Annotated in this window: 18 protein-coding genes; 17 read left to right on the top strand and 1 reads right to left on the bottom strand. The window is 58.9% G+C overall.

What is annotated here, in order from left to right; genetic code table 11:
• Positions 1-16 precede the first annotated feature (16 nt).
• The 4 genes from QA640_RS31040 (at position 17) to QA640_RS31025 (ending at position 3,279) form a co-directional block, all read left to right on the top strand.
• Entirely contained in the window at positions 17-1,174 is a 1,158-nt protein-coding gene (locus QA640_RS31040) for a homoserine O-succinyltransferase (RefSeq protein WP_283036653.1), read from the top strand.
• Positions 1,167-2,045: an acyl-CoA acyltransferase gene (locus tag QA640_RS31035; RefSeq protein ID WP_283036652.1), complete on the top strand. Its 879-nt coding sequence runs from the start codon at positions 1,167-1,169 to the stop codon at positions 2,043-2,045. The genes QA640_RS31040 and QA640_RS31035 overlap by 8 nt, the downstream gene beginning before the upstream one ends.
• 28 nt (positions 2,046-2,073) lie before the next feature.
• Positions 2,074-2,961: a branched-chain amino acid aminotransferase gene (locus QA640_RS31030; RefSeq protein WP_283036651.1), complete on the top strand. Its 888-nt coding sequence runs from the start codon at positions 2,074-2,076 to the stop codon at positions 2,959-2,961.
• 105 nt (positions 2,962-3,066) lie between these two features.
• A complete protein-coding gene (locus QA640_RS31025; RefSeq protein ID WP_283036650.1) occupies positions 3,067-3,279 on the top strand; it encodes a hypothetical protein in 213 nt (70 codons plus the stop codon).
• Between the two features lie 317 nt (positions 3,280-3,596).
• Here the strand turns inward: QA640_RS31025 and QA640_RS31020 are convergent, their stop codons facing one another.
• Positions 3,597-5,045: a UbiA family prenyltransferase gene (locus tag QA640_RS31020; protein WP_283036649.1), complete on the bottom strand. Its 1,449-nt coding sequence runs from the start codon at positions 5,043-5,045 to the stop codon at positions 3,597-3,599.
• Positions 5,046-5,306: 261 nt separating this feature from the next.
• Here QA640_RS31020 and QA640_RS31015 point away from each other — a divergent pair, with 261 nt between their 5' ends.
• The 13 genes from QA640_RS31015 to QA640_RS30955 all read left to right on the top strand — a co-directional run bounded on the left by QA640_RS31015 (position 5,307) and on the right by QA640_RS30955 (position 18,266).
• A complete protein-coding gene (locus QA640_RS31015) occupies positions 5,307-6,497 on the top strand; it encodes a glycosyltransferase family 87 protein (protein WP_283036648.1) in 1,191 nt (396 codons plus the stop codon).
• 428 nt (positions 6,498-6,925) lie between these two features.
• A complete protein-coding gene (locus QA640_RS31010; RefSeq protein WP_283036647.1) occupies positions 6,926-8,161 on the top strand; it encodes a glycosyltransferase family 87 protein in 1,236 nt (411 codons plus the stop codon).
• A 270-nt stretch (positions 8,162-8,431) separates the two neighbouring features.
• Positions 8,432-10,015: a hypothetical protein gene (locus QA640_RS31005; protein WP_283036646.1), complete on the top strand. Its 1,584-nt coding sequence runs from the start codon at positions 8,432-8,434 to the stop codon at positions 10,013-10,015.
• 239 nt (positions 10,016-10,254) lie between these two features.
• Positions 10,255-10,398 (top strand): hypothetical protein, encoded by a 144-nt coding sequence (locus QA640_RS31000; RefSeq protein ID WP_283036645.1) that lies wholly within the window; start codon positions 10,255-10,257, stop codon positions 10,396-10,398.
• Positions 10,399-11,027: 629 nt separating this feature from the next.
• Positions 11,028-11,222, top strand: a complete 195-nt coding sequence (locus QA640_RS30995; RefSeq protein ID WP_283036644.1) for a hypothetical protein — start codon at positions 11,028-11,030, stop codon at positions 11,220-11,222.
• Positions 11,223-11,296: 74 nt separating this feature from the next.
• The gene (locus tag QA640_RS30990) at positions 11,297-11,500 is read left to right on the top strand and encodes a hypothetical protein (RefSeq protein ID WP_283036643.1); all 204 of its coding nucleotides are present in this window, start codon (positions 11,297-11,299) and stop codon (positions 11,498-11,500) included.
• A gap of 326 nt (positions 11,501-11,826) precedes the next feature.
• Positions 11,827-12,333, top strand: a complete 507-nt coding sequence (locus tag QA640_RS30985) for an A24 family peptidase (RefSeq protein ID WP_283036642.1) — start codon at positions 11,827-11,829, stop codon at positions 12,331-12,333.
• A gap of 1 nt (position 12,334) precedes the next feature.
• Positions 12,335-13,294, top strand: coding sequence for a Flp pilus assembly protein CpaB (cpaB, locus tag QA640_RS30980; RefSeq protein ID WP_283036641.1), 960 nt, complete (start codon positions 12,335-12,337; stop codon positions 13,292-13,294).
• Positions 13,294-14,499, top strand: coding sequence for a P-loop NTPase (locus QA640_RS30975; protein ID WP_283036640.1), 1,206 nt, complete (start codon positions 13,294-13,296; stop codon positions 14,497-14,499). The genes cpaB and QA640_RS30975 overlap by 1 nt, the downstream gene beginning before the upstream one ends.
• Entirely contained in the window at positions 14,496-15,941 is a 1,446-nt protein-coding gene (locus QA640_RS30970; protein WP_283042939.1) for an ATPase, T2SS/T4P/T4SS family, read from the top strand. The genes QA640_RS30975 and QA640_RS30970 overlap by 4 nt, the downstream gene beginning before the upstream one ends.
• A complete protein-coding gene (locus QA640_RS30965; RefSeq protein WP_283036639.1) occupies positions 15,938-16,870 on the top strand; it encodes a type II secretion system F family protein in 933 nt (310 codons plus the stop codon). Before QA640_RS30970 ends, QA640_RS30965 begins: the two co-directional genes overlap by 4 nt.
• Positions 16,867-17,772 carry a type II secretion system F family protein gene (locus QA640_RS30960; RefSeq protein ID WP_283036638.1) on the top strand — a complete coding sequence of 302 codons (906 nt, stop codon included), beginning with the start codon at positions 16,867-16,869 and terminating at the stop codon, positions 17,770-17,772. The genes QA640_RS30965 and QA640_RS30960 overlap by 4 nt, the downstream gene beginning before the upstream one ends.
• A 5-nt stretch (positions 17,773-17,777) precedes the next feature.
• The gene (locus QA640_RS30955) at positions 17,778-18,266 is read left to right on the top strand and encodes a hypothetical protein (RefSeq protein ID WP_283036637.1); all 489 of its coding nucleotides are present in this window, start codon (positions 17,778-17,780) and stop codon (positions 18,264-18,266) included.
• The last annotated feature ends 5 nt before the right edge of the window (positions 18,267-18,271 follow it).

Below are 18,271 nucleotides of genomic sequence, written 5' to 3'. Positions count from 1 at the left end.
CCATGAAGGCATTCCGATGCCAGTACTAATCGATATCGACTCCGACGACCATCACCTCTTCTTGCGAGCGCGGAGTGGAGGCCGCGCTGCTATTGCATCGCCGCCAAATCGGGTGGAGTGCCTCGACATCGGGCTCATCAACAACATGTCGGATGCTGCCTTGATGTCGACCGAGCGCCAGCTGTTTGACCTGCTCGATGCGGCGGCCGGACGACTTTTGGTCAGGCTGCATTTCTATACGATGGAGGCGACCCCCCGTTCGGAATGGGGCCGCGATTACGTGCGTCGATACTACCGTGGCGTCGGCGATTTGCTGAACAGGAGGCTGGACGGGGTAATCGTGACGGGCGCCGAACCTAGAGCCGCCAGCCTCACGGACGAGCCATATTGGGCCACCTTCGTCCAGATCGCCGAATGGGCCAGAGAGAATACCGTGTCGTCGGTGTTTTCCTGTCTGGCCGTCCATGCTGCCGTTCTGCACATGGACGGCGTTGCGCGCCACAAGCTGCCCGCAAAATGCTTCGGTGTCTTCGCTCAGACAAAGAAGAGACATCATCCCCTGATGCAAGACGTGCCGAAGACCTTCAGAATACCGCACGCCCGATGGAACGAGGTGCAGGAGCGAGAACTCGCGAACTGCGGATATTCGGTTCTCACCTGGTCGGGCGAGGCTGGGGTCGACTGCTTCATCAAGCAGCAGAAGAAGAGCCTTTTCGTCCATTTCCAGGGCCATCCGGAATACGAAACCCAGAGCCTGCTGGGCGAACATAGAAGAGACATGGGCCGCTTCCTCCGGGGCGAGAACGAAGTCTGTCCGACGATACCGAGCGGTTATTTCGACGCAGAGGCGGAACAGATACTGACCGCTTTCCGACAGAAAGCCCTTTCCGACAGACACCCGGAGCTTTTCGCCGACTTTCCGGCCGATCAGTTGGCGAAGGACCTGAACAACGTCTGGCGTCTGCCGGCCAAGCGCATATACCGCAACTGGTTGCTGTACATGATGTCGCAGCAAGCTGGGCGCGCAAAACCGTTGGGGGCGCGAGAAGCGGCTCTCTCCGCAGCCGGAATTCCGGCGGATGGTCATGGACGCAAATTGGTTGCGGCTCGATCCGCTCGCTTGGCGCGCTCGCCAAACCCGATGACCAAGCAGCGGCTCGGACATTATGAGTGAGAGTTCAGTTCGGACCATGATCCGATGCCGCGAGATAGGAATAGCCGATCTGGACGCCATCGCCGACCTTTTGGCACGCGGCTTTCCAGTCCGAACGCGCAACTACTGGATGGACGGACTCCGGCGCATGTCCGTGCGGGAGGTACCCGAAGGCTTTACGCGCTTCGGCTACATGCTCGAGCATGACGGGACGCTCGTCGGCGCTCTGCTGTTGATCCACACCGCGCGGAACGATAACGGCTGTACCTCGATCCGCTGCAATCTCTCCAGCTGGTATGTGGAACCTGCCTTTCGCAGCTACGCGCCCATGCTGACCAAGGTCGCGCAGCGCCACAAGGACGTCACCTACGTCAATATCAGTCCGGCACAATGGACTTGGCGAGCCATCGAGGCGCAGGGATTCCGCCGCTATTGCGTCGGTTTGTTCTACTCCTTTCCAGCGGTGTCGCGTCCGCTCAAGGATATGCGCGTCGAAGTCGTCCGGCAGGACGCGCAGGCGGTCGCCGGCTTGTCCGAGGCTGACGTCGCGCTGCTTGCACGTCACGCGGCCTACGGCTGCGTCAGCCTGGTATGCCGCGCCGGAGATGGCCGCGCCTTTCCGTTCGTCCTGCAGTCGATGCGAATCCGCGGGATCGCGCTTCTCGCCATGCAGTTGATCTATTGCACCGATGTGGCCGACTACGTCGCCTGCGCCGGCGCCATCGGCCGCTTCCTGCTCTGGCGCGGCCGGATCTGCGTCGCTCTCGACGCCAACGGCCGCATGAAGGGCCTGGTCGGGCTCTACAGGGAACGGCGCAAATACTTCAAGGGTCCGCAGCGCCCACGGCTTGCCGACCTGTCGGATTCTGAGCTGGTGATCTACGGACCATAACTCAGTCGTCCCAGAATGGAGGTTCGCCATGGTTCCCGACACCAAGTCCGTCAGCCATTCGAGGACATGGACATTCTTCCGAGGCGAGTGGCACGAGGGCAACGTGCCGATCATGGGGCCACGCACCCACGGGCTCTGGCTCGCTTCGACCATCTTCGACGGCGCGCGCGCCTTCGAAGGCGTTATGCCCGACCTCGATCGTCATTGCGCCCGCGTCAATCAATCGGCCGTCAACTTCGGGCTCAAACCGATCGTCGATCTCGGCACGTGGCTCGGACTGGCGCGTGAAGGTGTCGCCCGTTTCCCGGCCAACGCCGAACTCTACATCCGCCCGATGTACTGGCCGCAGAACGGCATCGGCGGCGGTGTGCTGTTCGATCCGGAAACGACGGATTGGTGCCTTTGCATCTACGAATCGCCGATCCCGGCGCCTGTCGGCACGGCGATTACACTGTCACCGTTCCGCAGACCGACCGCCGAATGCGCGCCGGCCGATGTCAAGGCTTCCTGTCTCTATCCGAACAGTTCCCGCGCGCTCAAGGAGGCGGCCTCGCGGGGCTTCCAGAATTGCCTGATGCTGGACATGCTCGGTAACGTCGCGGAGTTCGGCAATTCCAACGTGTTCATGGCGAAAGCGGGCGTTGTCTACACGCCGGCGCCGAATGGCACCTTCCTGAACGGAATCACGCGGCAGCGTGTGATCGAACTTTTGCGCGGCGACGGCATCACGGTGATGGAGGCAACGCTGCGCTATGCCGATTTCGTCACTGCGGACGAGATCTTTTCGACCGGCAATTTCGCCAAGGTCGCGCCCGTGATCCGGATAGACGACCGGCAACTCGCGCCCGGGCGCTTTTATGCGCGTGCACGAAAGCTATACTGGGATTTCGCACACGGAGTGAAGCTCGCGGCGTGAGAGCTCCTCGCTGACCTTTTGACGGTGCAATAGGACTTGCGAGCTTCTCCGGGACCCATCAGGATAGGCGCGCGACCGCAAGCAATTCCCAACCGGAAAATCACGATGCGAACACTCCTTCAGCTCTGTGCCGCCCTGGCCTGTTTCTCAGCAGCGATGATTCTGAGCTCGTCCGACGTGAATGCGGTGTTCTGGCGTGGCCTGACCGCGCCAACCGACATCGACTATCACGGCTTCACCATCATCAAGGAGCCTCCGCCAAGCCCGTGTCAGTGGATACGGGTCAACGGCTATTATGTCCGTCAGTGCGTGTACTAGACGGCCGCAGTCGCATTTGATGTAGATCCCGCGGATCGCTAGGCCACCTCCTCGAGGTCGAGGGTGGCCGGCTGGATGCTGCCGAGTAAGGATGGGATGACGAGCGCAGCCGCGTCTCGCCGCCACGCGTGATTCCGACGAGTTGGGCATGGTGCGCTCAGCAAGTCCGGTCGAGCGGAGTCAGGAAGCAGCTTCCATTCAGCGTCGGATGCTGCCGAAACTGCAAAGCGTTTTTCCTCGTCCACACTTCACGGTTTCAGCATGTTTGCCGAGCAAACACCCGTTGGCGCATGCGACAATGCTTCGATCTTTGCCGCCTACATCGCAAAAAGCAGGATTGCGGCGATCGAGCCTAGCGCGACGAGGCTGTTGCGGTCCTTGAGGGCGAAGATGATGGGATCGTCATCCATCGCGCGCCGATGAGCCAAGATCAGGATCCTACTCAGCCAGTACATCAAGATCGGGCAGATCAGCCACAAGACATCCGGACGACGATACAGCCGATGAACGGTGTCCGAAGAAATGTAGAGTGCAAATACAGTGACCGCGTTGAACGCTGCTCCGGCCGCTACTGCGGCGATAACGCTGAGATCCGACTTGCGGTAATCGCGGTTGGTCGGATCTGGCAGTTCGCCATCAAGCCGAGTAGCCAACTCGATATACCGCTTGATCAGAGCAAGCGACGTGAAGATGAGTATGGAAAACCCGAGCAGCCATTCGGACAGCGGCACCGTAACTGCTGCTGCGCCGCCGACCACGCGGCTCGTATACAGCAGCGCAAGTGCGATGACATCGATCAGCAACTTACGCTTCAACCAAAACGAATAGGCTGTCGTCAGCAAAAGATAGAAGGCCAGAACGGCGGCAAATTCACCCGGCAGAGGGATGGCAAGCCCACTTGCGGCAAGCAGCAATAGCACGGCCATGTACAGTGCGGCTGCCGTTGGGACTGTTCCTGCCGCGAGTGGACGTGCCTTCTTGGTCGGATGCTTCCGGTCGGCATCGAGGTCTACCAGATCGTTTAGGATGTAAATGGCGGAAGCCGCGAGCGAGAAGGCGACAAAGGCCGTGAGCGCGGCGATCATCGAGGGAAGGGCGAATTTCTGAGCCGTAACCAGCGGCACAAAGACAAGCGCGTTCTTGGCCCACTGATGCATTCGGAGGAGCTTGATCCAGGAGCGGAACTCCCGACCGGTGGATTTCGACAAAATCGCTGCGCCGCCCAGTTCGCCAAGTTTGGCCCGAACGGCAGCAGAGGGACGGGCGGCCAGTCGCTGCCGGGCAGCCTCCCAGATCGGATAATCTGCAGCCCCGTGGCCGATGTAATCGAATCCGCCGCGTCCAAACGTTTCAATTATAACCTGCGCCTTGGCGGGCTGCGAAAGATTTTCGGATGCGCTGCAAGCGATGATCCCAGCGAACAGACCCAGATGGTCGGTCACGGCACGGGCATATATCTCGCCGTTCTCTGATATCAGATAGACCGGCGTGCCCGACGCAGCTGCTTCGCGGATGAAGCTCAGCACCTGCTCGTCAAATGGAAGCTGCGAGACGTCGAGCGGGGTTGTGCTGGAGATGTGGGACTTGAGAGCAGCCTTGCCGCGCAACAGCGCCTTCATGAACTTGCGCGGTTCGGATGGCTCTCGGCCAAAATGGGCAAAGATTGATTCGACAAAGAGATTCGATCCGACAAGAGCCCCGTCGAGATCCACCACTAGGGGCGTCTTCAGCATTAACTCAGAGGGAGAGTTCAGCTTCGGTCCCATCGTTTTTTATCCCCGCAGCGCGGCGAAACTGCTAGCTTTCCGAATGTGCGTGAATGGGCCGCACAGATCCGCTCTATGAAATCTTCGTTTCAGAAATCCGGTTCATTGGTCGCAATCGTGTTCCGTATCTTATTGAAACAACGTTAATTTTCTAGGGTGCTGTGGTCGATGTTAGTCAGAACATTGGAGTTAGTCCGAACAGCGAAACGGACGAGGTACGCGCGCTACATCCTCGAGGGACTGACAGTCATCCTTGTCTTCATGACCGGCTGGTTCTCCCGTTGGGGAGCCTGGCGAGATAGGGGTCTTCTCGATTTCGACGCGTTTTACATCGTCGCCCAAAGGGTTTGGCTCGGGGACCCCGCGCAGGCCTACCGTTTTGACCGACTCGTCCAGATGCAGATGGATGCCTCCGGTGGCAAGTTCAGTTTCATGCCGTGGACGTATCCACCGCAGTTCGATCTGCTGGTCGCACCCTTAGCGCTCGTGCCGGTCGGAACTGCATACTTCCTTTTTAGCGCCGCCACACTCGGGTTTTATCTGCTGACGCTAAGGGCGGTTGCGAAGAGTTATTTCGCGCTGGTCGTGATTCTGCTTTCGCCGGCCCTGCTCATTAACCTTATGTGCGGCCAGAACGGTTTTCTGACCGGGGGCCTTATCGGCCTTGCGTGCCTTACCATCGAACGGCGGCAGGTTGCGGCCGGACTAAGTCTTGGTGCGATGATCATCAAGCCGCACCTTGCGATTGCCTTCGCGGTTTATGCGTTACTCGCACGCCGCTGGATTACCGTCATTACGGCAACGACAGTAATCCTTTCGAGTTCGATCCTCTGCACGTTGTTGCTGGGGCCGCAGATCTGGAGCGCGTTTCTAGGGAGCGTGAACGATTCCGCCACTTATCTCGGGCGCGGAGCCTACCCTCTGTTTCGAATGATTTCCGTCTATGCAATGCTGCGAACGGCCGGCTTTTCCGCCTCGCTGGCATTTCTGAGCCAAGTCGTCGTTGCCGTGTTCGCCCTCTCAATTGTCGCCCGCGCGATCTACCGCCGGCTACCGGCGCACTGGTGTCTGGGCCTGGCGGCCGTCGCCTCGGTGTTGATCAGCCCATATGCCTATGACTACGATCTGACAATCCTTGGCGTAGGCATGGCCCTCTTGCTGCCCGATCTCACCCGTCTCGCAAGCGCGCGCGAGCGCGCCGCAATTTACAGCATGACGCTCCTGGCAGGATCTTACACCTGGTTCCAGATCTTGCGAGCGTGCGTGCAGTACGGAACGGGCGTGATTGACTACCCCGTCCCCTCGTTCGGCGGCTTCCCGCTTCTCGTTCTTCTCTGGCTCACAGTTCGAGTTTTGTTGCGAGGCGCAGGCGAGCAGGCCGCAGTTCAAACTGTGAGCACTGAAGGGGATTTGGTAGATTCCATAGGAGCAGCTCTTCGCGGCCGGCAATAGGGATCGTCACCGCTGCCCATCGGCCAGCGCTACGTGGCTCGCGGGCAATCATTCGGAACAGCGTCACGCGCGGCAGCGCGGCGAATGGGCTCGCTGCGGCGAGATAGGGTCGGAAGTCGGCCCGCGCGCCCAGCAGCGATCTTGCAACCTCTTTCCGAGCCGCGTCGGGTTCGGGCTGAGGTAAAGACGTTCTCGACCGAAAAGGGGCAACCGGACGAGAGTGCCGTCCAGGCGTTATTGTTATCAGTTCACCCGATAGGGTTAGCTTCGTCTCCATTGCCCTTAGTCACATCGGCTCGCTCTGAGTATTCCGGAATGCGATCAAACACGAGTTTTGCGTATCTCATCTTTCTGGCGCTCAGGGATGCTGATAACCTCTTGGGCATTCTTCTGCATTTTGATTGTGCGGCTTAATGTTTGCGCGGACCATGGAACTGGCCCAATCGTCAGACGCGAAACGGGCGATGTACACGCGTTTGACGCTCATCGCCCTCAGCATCGTACTAGTCCTGAAGGTATGTTGGTTTTCCCGCCTCGGTCTGGGCGAAAACCGGGAACTGGTCGATTTCGATGCCTTTCACATCGCCGCCCAAAGGGTTTGGTTGGGGGACATTGATCAAGCCTACCAAGCCCTGAAATTCGCGGAGATGCAAAGGCAGGCGAACGCAGGCGCGGGCATTTTCATGCCTTGGACTTACCCGCCCCAGTTTGACCTTATGGTTGCGCCTTTGGCTTTTTTGCCGGTCGGATTAGCCTATCTTGCGTTTACGGCGACGACGCTGGGGTTTTATCTGCTGACCTTGCGATCGATCGCCGGCAGCTACTTCGCGCTGCTCTTGGTGGTGCTATTTCCCGCGCTTGCCGTTACGGTCAGCTCTGGCCAGAACGGGTTTCTCACCGGCGGTCTCATGGGCTTGGCGTGCGTAGCATTCTCGAACCGGCAGGTTGTCGCGGGATTGGCCTTGGGGAGCATGGTGATTAAGCCGCATCTCGCCGTCGCATTAGCGGGTTACACTCTGCTTACTCGTCGATGGATGATCGCCCTTGTCGCCGGGACGGTTGTCTTGGCAAGTTCCCTGGCTGCAACCGTTCTCCTCGGTCCTGGGATCTGGAGCGCCTTTCTCGAAGGTGTCCGCGAATCCGGAATCCTTTTGGAAAGGGGCGTTTATCCACTTCATCGGATGATCTCGCCTTATGCGGCTCTTCGCAGCGCCGGATTGCTGTCGTGGGCTGCCCTTGCGGCGCAGGGTACGGTCGTAACTCTCAGTGTCGCAGCAATCGTGTTTGCGATCAGGTCCGGCTTCGCGCCTCGCTCGACGCTTGGTCTTGTCGCGATGGTTTCGGTGTTAACAAGCCCTTATGCGTATGATTACGATCTACCGGTCCTCGGTATCGGATTGGCACTGCTGTTGCCCGAAATCGTGCAGTTTGGGAGCGAACGCGAAAGAGCGACGATCTACGGTCTGATCTTCCTCGCGGGGATCTCTGGTTTGCTGCAAGCATATCGACTGCAACTGCAGGACGGGAGCGATTACCACGAGCACAGATTGCTCTCGATCAGCGGCGTCGCGCTCGTCTTAGCGGTTCTTCTTGTGTTCAGAATTCTGCTGCGCAGCCACCGTTTGAACGTTGCAAAGATCGCGGCGACAGTCACACCGAGCTGAGGCACGGTTGCGATGGGCCGGCGCATTAAGAATTAAGAGGTGCAGGACACTGATGGATTGGACATAAAAAGCTGAGATCGTCCCGAGCATCCCAAGGATGCGATACCAGAACTGATGGGGCAGCGTGTGCAACGTTCTCGAACGGAAAGCGGCGAATCAATCAAATTTCATCTAAGACCCTGAGGACATTCCTGCCAACAAATCCTTAGGACGCCTGTAAGTCGCGAGTTTTCAAATCCCGTCTTTGCGCATGGCCAGGAGCAAGGAACTGTGACTGATATCCGCGCGGTAAAGAGCATGTTTCGAACGGGCAAGTCGCAGGTCGCGCATCAAGCGATATCGCCCGACATCAACCACCGCAAAACCGTTGATCGCCTTCGGCTGTGGCTGCCATTCATATTCGGCGGCGTCGAGTATCTGGCCCTACTACGCCATGGCAACAAGTTGCTCCTCGATTCGGATGTCTATCTGCATTTCGCGGTCGGTCAATGGATCATTGATCATCGCGCTTTCCCGCATGCCGACCCGTTTTCGTTCACCATGACAGGAACGAACTGGATAACGAGCGCGTGGCTGTCGGAGCTGTTGTTTCTGGCTGCATTCAGGCTGGCGGGGTGGGCCGGGCCGGTGACGTTGGCAGCACTGGCTGTCGGGACGGCGTTCTTTTTGCTTACGCGGTTGCTGCTTCGGGCGTTGCCGCCAATCCCCGTGTCGATCCTGGTCGGATGCGCCATGGTCGTGACGACAAGTCACTTGCATGCACGTCCTCATGTGCTTGTGCTTCCAGTGATGGTCCTGTGGGCCAATGCCATCGTCGAGGCCGCAGAGCAGCGCCGTGCGCCCTCGCTAGCATACTTGGTCTTGATGTGCCTGTGGGCCAATCTCCACGGAAGCTTTACGCTTGGGTTGGCGCTCATTCCACCGTTCGCAGCAGAGGCGCTTTGGACGGCTGACAGATCCGCGCGAGCAAGATTGGCGTTTCAATGGTTTCGGTTTGGGGTTCTTGCGCTCGGGGCGGCCTGCATTACTCCCTACGGCCCGGAGTCGATCCTTGTCACGTTTAGGCTCTTTGGCCTCGGTCACGTTCTCTCAGCCATCGGCGAGTGGCAACCGCAAGATTTTGGCGTGTTCAATCCGTTTGAGGTCAGCCTCTTGGCCGGAATGGCCTACATTCTCTATAGCGGGTTCAAGCTTCCCCCCTTGCGGATTGTTTTATTGCTTGCCGTCATTCACCAGACCCTTGCCCATCTACGCTATATCGATGTCATGGCAATGGTAGCGCCGTTTTTTATTGCCCGCCCGCTGGCCCAGCACCTCTCGGGACGCCTGCAGCAGAACGATCTCTCAATGACCGCACCGACGCGGCGGTGGTCCATCGCATTTGCGGTAGCGTTGCTTGGCCTAACTAGTTTTGTTGGCAGGATGGTTGATTTCAGCCCGGCCCCGTCTCCGTCGGCTGCTCTGGAGACCATCAAGGAGGCGAAATCCAGTCGAATTTTTAACGATTACCCTTTTGGGAGCTATTTGATCTACAGGGGCATCCCGCCGTTTATCGATTCTCGTGCCGAACTGTATGGAGCCGAATTCATCACGCGGTATCGACGCGCAGTTGGGCTACAAGATGTAAGCGATCTTCTCCGGGTGCTTGATGAATATCAAATTACTGCAACTCTGCTGACCCCGACCACCCCGGCTGTCGCCTTGTTCGATCGAATGGAGGGATGGGAGCGGGTGTACGCTGATGACATTGCGGTGGTGCATCTATATCGCGGGAATAGGGATCCCAAAATCAGTCCCGGGAGGGACGTGCGCGGCCAAGCAACTTCGCCCCCAGTAACATCCGAAGTGCGATGAAGGATTGCTGCCGCCTGTCGCGACTGCGAGAAGGTGAGCCGGGCGCCGACACCGTTCCATGTCATCCCCCCAAGGAAGCCCGAACCTAGGTCTATACGCGCGAACAGTCCGTCAAACTGTCCCGCGGGCATGACCTGGCCAAGGCGTTCAACCACATCCTCAAGCACCGGGCGAGCTTCGGGCTATTCCTGGAGGACGGGCGCGTCCAAGAATGCCGCCGAAAGGGGAGCTGCGAGACATTGCTCGTGTTCTGCGGGGCCGATCGTGGCGGACGACGCAACAAGCTCCATCACGTAACCACCATCACCAAGGTCGCGGGGGACCTCGGTGAAGAAGAGGATTGGCTGCGCAACATCGCCCTAGAAATGGAGATCGGCGCCTGACGGGCGTTGGTGAGACGGTATCCGGATGTCGCGACTTCGGAATTGAACGCCTGATCGAGCTCATCCAAATTCACAGACAACAATCCGGAGTTGCTTGATCGTTGACCAACAACCAACTGACCCCGCGGCCTACGCCGGATGCGCACATCGCCGCCGCGTTCGCGCGACTAAGTAATCGTTCATTAACCTTACTGCGGCGCTCCGCAAGAGTACGGATAAGCCAGATCGGGCGCAGCATGCGACGGCAAGAATGTCTTCATCGCAAGCTGTCAGGCAGGCAATTTTTCGGCGTGCCGGGTGGGTTGTAAAACGCACGACGATCGCGCGCGCCGCGAGCGAGAACAAGCCGGCAGCTTGTTGATTTTGCGAATGTTATTGTTCGATCCGAGAGTCTCGCTTCAGCAAATCGGACTGGCTTGAGCAAGCAATTGGCCCGCCTGTGATCAGGCAACGCATAGCCTCCGAACCGCCGTCAGCATGTCTCGTTGCGCCTGTGCTTGCTCTCCCGGATTAGCCCGAATGCGCCATCGCCGCCTGAGGCTCAACGGCTAATATCGAAAGTACCCCGTTGGCACCCGCTTCGTCTGCCGCGGATGTGTAGATAAATCATCCAGGAAGGGATTTCTCCGATGTTGAAGTACTATTTTGAACAGTTGAAGCGTGTACGCGCGGACCAGGACGGCGTGGTGTCGTTCGAGTACGTGATCGTTGCGGCTTGTGTCGTCGCGGCAGTGCTTTTTGCGTTCGGTCCTACCGGTAGTGGGGTTATGGGGCAGGCACTGAGTAAGTCGATCGCCTCGATCGTCGCCAAGCTTCCGACCTAAGCCCCGGGCGGGACGGCACAGTGATCCCGGGTTCGTCTATCGCGGGATTAATCGTGTAAAAGAGGATTTCCCCGATGATGCAGTATTATATTCAGACCCGAGAAGCATTGAAGCGTTTACGCGCGGACCAGGACGGCGTGGTGTCGTTCGAGTACGTGATCGTTGCGGCTTGTGTCGTCGCGGCAGTGCTTTTTGCGTTCGGTGCTACTGGTAGTGGAGTTATGGGGCAGGCGCTGAGTACCGCGATTGCCTCGATCGTCGGCAAGCTTCCTACCTGATCGCAGGACTTCCAGATCAGGGGGGTATTCAGTGCCCCCCACTTTTCTTTAGGCATGCACCGACGCGTTGAAGCGTCGGCGCATAAACAAGGACGGCGTGGTGTCCGTGATCGTCACGGCCTGTGTCGTCGCCAGAGTGACCGCCGCGTTCAACACTGGTCCATCGAGAACGCGCCGAGACTGCGATGAACACGATCGGGACCGCTGGCAGGACTGCCGTCGGAAGTTGAGACGGCCGGCTGGCCCGGGGCATTGTGATCTACCACGGCCATTTCTGAGGCAATGTATTTTGTATTTGATGTCTTGGGCTTTGAGGCGTGTATGCGATGAGTTGGATTGTTCCCATTGCCTCGATTCTCGAAATCCTGTTGTTGCTCTATGTCGCAACGATCGATATCGCGACGCGATTGATCAGCAATGAGATTTGTCTGGCGCTGGCGCTCCTCGGGATCGCGGGTCAATTGGCCAGCCCGATGCAGGTTGCCCAATCGGTGATCGCCGCCGCGATCCTCTTCCTGCCGCTGTTCATCGCTTACACGCGCGGATGGATCGGCGGTGGCGATGTCAAGTTGCTGGTTGCCTTGGCGATTGGTCTCCCGTTGACCGGCGTGATTCAGTTGCTGACCATAACTGCGCTGGCCGGCGGCGGTCTTGCCCTGGTGCATCTGATGATGCGCCACCTGCCATATCCCAGGCTAGCGCCCGCCGGATCGTCGCTCGCACGCCGCGTTTACGCGGTGGAGCGTTGGCGCCATTTGCGACACGCACCGCTACCTTACGGGGTTGCCATAGCGTCCGGTGGTATCTGGACCATTTTCAGTCGAGGATTTTGACATGTCAGCCGCTTTGCGTATCTCGATCATCATGGTGCTGTTGCTCGCAGCCACGGCGTTCGGGCTCATTGCCTACAACATGAACCTGCCGAAACAGATCCCGGTAGAGATCACGGAGAAGGGGCCGGGGCCGGCGCCCGCAACGATGGTCGGGTATTTTGTTGCGGCGCGTCCGTTATCGAAGGGTACGTTGGCCCGTGAAGAAGATTTCACGGTACGCTCGGTTTCGCCAGAACATGTACCAGCGGGGGCGATCCTCGAAACGCCGGACTCGAAGCTCGGACTTCCCGGTTCTCTGGTTCGCAAGTTCGTCGATGCTGGCAGTCCCATCACTTTGCAAGACATCTTGCGCCCGCGGGATAGGGGTTTCCTCGCCAGCGTCCTGGCGCCGGATAGCCGCGCCATCAGCGTCAAGGTTGACGAGGAATCCGGCGTCTCGGGCCTCATCCGGCCGGGTGATCATGTGGATGTCGTGCTGACCCAGGTGTTCGAGAAGGCAGACCCCGCGCGTCGCGCCCTGAGCGAAACCGTCCTACGCAACGTTCGAATCATTGCGATCGATCAGGAGATTGCGCAAGGCGGGCGACCCATCAGCGCCTCGGCAGGCAGGCTACCGCAGACTGTGTCGTTGGAGCTTACGCCGGAGCAGGTCAAGAAAGTCACAGTTGCAAAACAGCTCGGAACGCTTTCCTTCGCCGTACGGGCAGCAGTCGATCAGTGGGACAAGGCGGACACTGGCGCGATGTCCAGCTGCGATGTGTCTCCCGAACTCGCCCGCCAGAATGCGCTCGCCGGCCAAAGAACGGCGGTATCGGTTCATTCGGGTGGTGAGGTCAGGCAGTACACGGTCAGGAGACAAGCTTCAGAAGACGGCGACGTTGCGGTCAGCTGCGATGGTTCGTCGGAGGTCGTCCGCCAGACTGCAACGGCGGTGGGTTACAAATTGCCGGAGAAACGCTGATGAACGTGGCCGTAGTCAGTCCTGCTGAAATTACATCTGAAGCGACATCTGTTGTCGCGCGCGACCGGATCGTCTGTTTCGTCAATGACGATCTCAGTGCCGGTGCGCTGCGCAAGGGTCTCGAAGGCAGCAACTTATCGATCCGGCGTGGCACGATCCGCAATGCCATACGGATGCTCGAAACCGACACCGAGCTGTTCGCGTTGGTGACGGACATCAGTGGAATTGATGATCCCTTCACCGAACTCGAAAGGTTGGCCAGCGTTTGCCCGCCGGATGTGCGGGTGGCTCTGATCGGTGACAACAGGGAGATCACGTTCTACCGCGCGCTGATGGAGCTCGGCCTGACCGAGTACCTTCCGAGGCCGATCACGCGGGAGATGGTGTTGGACCAGCTGCGCCCGAAGCTGCTCGGCGACGCGGCCGCTGGCCAAATCGATCGCGGCGGGCACGTGATCTCGATCTGCGGTGCGCAAGGAGGCGCCGGAGCAACCAGCATCGCGATCAATCTGGCGCTGCAGCTGGCCGAGACGACCAAGGCCAAGGTCGCGTTGCTCGATCTTCATCTGCAAGGCGGCGAAGCGGCCGTGATGTTGGGCGTTCAGCCTGGACCGGGACTGCGGATCGCCCTGGAAAACCCGATGCGGGCGGACACGTTGTTCCTGGAGCGCGCGGCCATTGAGGTGAACGAGCGGGTTTGCCTGATTTCCGCCGATGAGGACCTCGATGCGCAGCTCGACATCACTGAAGCGGGGGTGAGGCACGTGCTGGGTCTGCTCCGTCAACGGTTCAACTATATCGTTGTCGATGTACCGGTCCCGTTTCCGCCATCCATTCATCCCGTGATCAATCTTTCTCGTCACGCCTTGGTGCTGCTGGAGGCCGAAGTGACCGGACTTCGTAACGCCCATGCACTCCGCGCCGCCGTCACCAACATCGCCGGTCAAGACCGGGTCTTTACTTTGCTCAACCGTGCCGATCGTGCAGGAGGCCTTCACTGGGCCGCGATTGTCAAAGCGTTGGGCGCAGAACCAGACATGGTGATTCCCGATCTCGGGAAGGGGATGACGGAAGCGGTCAATCTCGGAATTCCTGCTGTCAAGCACGTCAGGAAATTGAGGCGTCACCTCGCGCCGATTGTACGGGAGATCAGCGGTGTCGGCGCCGAGCGGAAAGGTTGGCTGAGGAGGTTGCTCCGGCGATGAAAAAATTTGGTAGGCGCGAAGACGACCAGCCAGTTCCTTTGCGTCCATTGACGCCAGGGGTGCCTGAATCCGCGACAAGCTTGCGTACGTCTACGCCAAGCGCGACTGCATCCGCGCCAGGCGCGCCTGCATCTCCACCACATGTGCCCGCATCTACGCCGAGCCGCGACGAGCCTGTGATCCATCATCCCGAGATGTCGGCTTCGCTGCGTGAACGAGTCATCGAGCAGATCGAGCCATCGGTGGCGGCAACCGTCTCGCGCGAAGTTCTTCGGCGGCAGATCGAGGAAATCATCCACGGGATCGCCAACCAGGAACGGCTCGAACTGTCGGGTCGCGAGCAGCTCTTGCTGGCGGACGAGATTGCCGACGACATGACCGGCTACGGCCCGCTTCGACCGCTCCTGCTGGATCAATCGATCAACGATATCATGGTCAACGGGCCCAGTAATATCTATATCGAGCGATACGGCAAGCTGGAACGGGTCGCGGTACGATTCCGCGACAATGATCACATCGCATCCGTCGCACAGAAGATTGCCTCGCAAGTTGGGCGGCGCGTTGACGAATCCAGTCCGATGGTGGATTGCCGCTTGCCGGACGGCAGCCGGGTCAACATCATCCTGCCGCCGCTGGCGATTCATAGTCCCTGCATTTCCATTCGAAAATTTCCAAGCCGCCGTTTGAATATCGCCGGGATGATCGAAAACGGCTCAATGAACGCAGCCATGGGACAATTGCTGGAGATTGCCGCCCGATCCCGGCTCAATGTTCTGGTCTCCGGCGGTACCGGTTCCGGCAAGACCACGCTGTTGAACGCCATGAGCCAATTCATCGATCACAGCGAACGCATTGTCACCATCGAGGATGCGGCAGAGCTGCAGCTTCAGCAGCCGCACGTGATCAGCCTGGAGACCCGGCCTCCCAGCCTCGAAGGCACGGGGCAGGTGACCCAACGCGATCTGCTGGTGAATGCCCTGCGCATGCGTCCTGATCGGATCGTCGTAGGCGAGGTGCGCAGCGCCGAAGCATTTGACATGCTGCAAGCCATGAACACCGGCCATGATGGCTCGATCTCCACCGTGCACGCCAATAGCACGCGCGACGCCCTGACCCGCATCGAGAACATGGTGCAGATGGGACAGGTCAATCTGCCGTCGCGGGCAATTCGGGCTCAGATCGTCGCTGCATTGGACATCATCGTGCATGTCGAACGCATGCGGGATGGACAGCGCCGCATCGTCCAGATCAGCGAGGTGATCGGCCTGGAAGGCGAAGTGATCACCACCAACGACATCGCGGCGTTCGAGTACCAAGAGGAGGACGTGCACGGGCGGATATCGGGCACCTACAAGTCCACCCACGCAATCCCGAAATTCAAGAGCCGCCTTGTCTATTTTGGGCTTGATCGAGCCTGGGCCGAGGCCATGAGGCAAATATGATACCGACGTATTGGATCGTCATTAATCTGGTGCTCCTGATGTGCGCGGGAGCCACGACGTTGTGGCTCGACGGTCGAGAAAAACGCATGGATCGTCAGCTAACGACAGCTCTACGAGCCTCATCTGCCTCGAGGCTGCCCTCCATTCGTCGCTCAGAGACCGGATCCAGCGGACTGCTTCTCCACCGCTTGGCCAATTACAGGGCTGAGGTCGTTTATGCTTGTCACCCGGCCTATGTGCTCCTTGCCGGGCTCATCGCCGCACAAGCAGTGTTTCTTGCCAATTACCTGCTGGAATTTTCCGTTCTCTACGTGTCTATCGCGGCTGTAATTGTCGCCATCATGGTGGTGCGAGGTCTGTTCGGATGGCAGGAACGTCGTTTCGCCAACCAACTTTTTCGACAGCTCCCTGACACGATCCAGCTGGTGACGAGTACTGTTCGTTCAGGGTTGCCGGTGAACGAAGCATTTCGCACCATCGCCCGCGAGATGCCGCAACCAACAGCCGGGCAGTTTGCGATCGTATGCAGTGAATTGAGCGTAGGGAGACCTCCGGAGGAGGCTGTAGAGGCTATCTATCAGCGAACGCAAGTGGCGGAGTATGGGATTTTTGCGGTGACACTTGCGGTCCAGTTGAAGTCGGGCGGCAGCCTGGCCGAAACCTTGCAGACCCTGGGAGAGACGGTGAGTCAGCGTGTTGCGCTGGCTGCTCGCGCGAAGGCTCTGGCGGCAGAGGTGATCTTTTCCTCACGCGCACTTTCATGCATGCCCCTCATTGTAGGCGGGCTGCTGTACTTGATCAGTCCGCGGTCAATCGATCTCCTGTTTTATGATCCGACCGGAAACATGCTGCTGGCCTACGCGGTCGGCTCAGTGATTAGCGGGCACTTCGTGATACGCTGGCTGATCAGAAGGGAGACGACACTATGACGTCCGGTCTCGGCTTCGTCGCCCTCGCTATAGCGGCCGCGACTGCGGTCGCCCTGTTGATCATACGAGAAGTACACGTTCGTGCATTGGAGATGCGGGCGTCAAACGCCGTGATCGGCGTTCCGGAGGGGTCAACACGCTCCCAGGACATGGTTGGTTGGCTTTCGTCCCTCGGCATGCGGTATCGGCGCTTCTATGCCGAAGAAAATCTCGAACAGCTGCGAGCGATCCTTCAATCATCAGGTTTCAATCATCACCGAAGCTTGCCGATCTGGCTCGGTATCAAGATCGTCAGCATGTTCCTGTTCCCGGTCAACGCCTTCTTGATTGCGCAGCTGTCGGGCAGGGCTCCGATGGATGTGCTGGTCTTCACGCTTTGTGGCGTGGTGATCGGAATCATGGGGCCGCGATTGATATTGTCGGTGCTCAGACGTCGCTTTGATGCGGCCATTCGGTTGGGCACGCCGGATACCATCGATCTGCTGGTCGTGTGCAGTGAAGCCGGAATGGGCCTCGAGAGCGGGTTGCAGCGCGTGGCGCACGAAATGAACGAGACCAATCCGGCCATGGCCGGGGTCTTGAACGGTCTTCTCGATGATCTCCGGGTGTTGCCAAATCGCAGCGACGCGTTCGAGAAATTGGCAGCGACATCGGAGGGACTTCGCCGCTTCGGCACCATGATCAGCCAGAGCCTGCAATACGGAACGCCGTTGAGCCAGGCTCTGCGCACCATTGCTGCCGACCTTCGGCGCGAACGTATTACCAAGCTGGAGGAAAGAGCACACAAGCTGGGTGCCAAGCTGACGGTCCCGATGGTGTTGTTCCTGCTTCCATCCATGTTCATCATTCTCGGTGCAAGCCCGTTTCTGCACCTCATTCGTACGTTCGAGCACTTGAGATAACAGCCATGACCACGGTTCGCGCCTGGCGAGAGAGGCTTAAGAGCCGTACAGACGCGTTCATAGCGGATCGACGCGGCGCCGTCTCGTTCGAGATGGTTTTCGTCTACGGTCTCATGATGTTCAGCCTGTTTCTGCCGCTGGCCGACGTTGCTATCGCTGGCTTCAGGTACATATCCGCCTGGGAGGCGTTACGCGGCTTCGGGCAATTGATCCAATACGCTCCGCCACCTAACCTTGCGGACCCGTCGAGCGTGTCAAGTTGGTCGACAAGCGCGCGCGCCAAGGCTGATCCCAGTTACCCCATCCCCAGTATTCAGCTCATTTGCGGCGATAGCAACGCTGTCTGCTCCTCAACCAACACGGCGTCGCCCAAATATTATTTGTACACGACGACAGTCACCATGGCGCCGCTGGTGCTGAGATCGGTGTTGTGTACGAGTACCAATACCAATCCTTGTACGTTCACGCTGTCTTACTCGGAACGGTTTCAATAGGATTA

Source organism: Bradyrhizobium sp. CB82, from assembly GCF_029714405.1.
Classification (GTDB): domain Bacteria; phylum Pseudomonadota; class Alphaproteobacteria; order Rhizobiales; family Xanthobacteraceae; genus Bradyrhizobium.
This window is presented reverse-complemented; position numbering and strand designations above follow the sequence as displayed.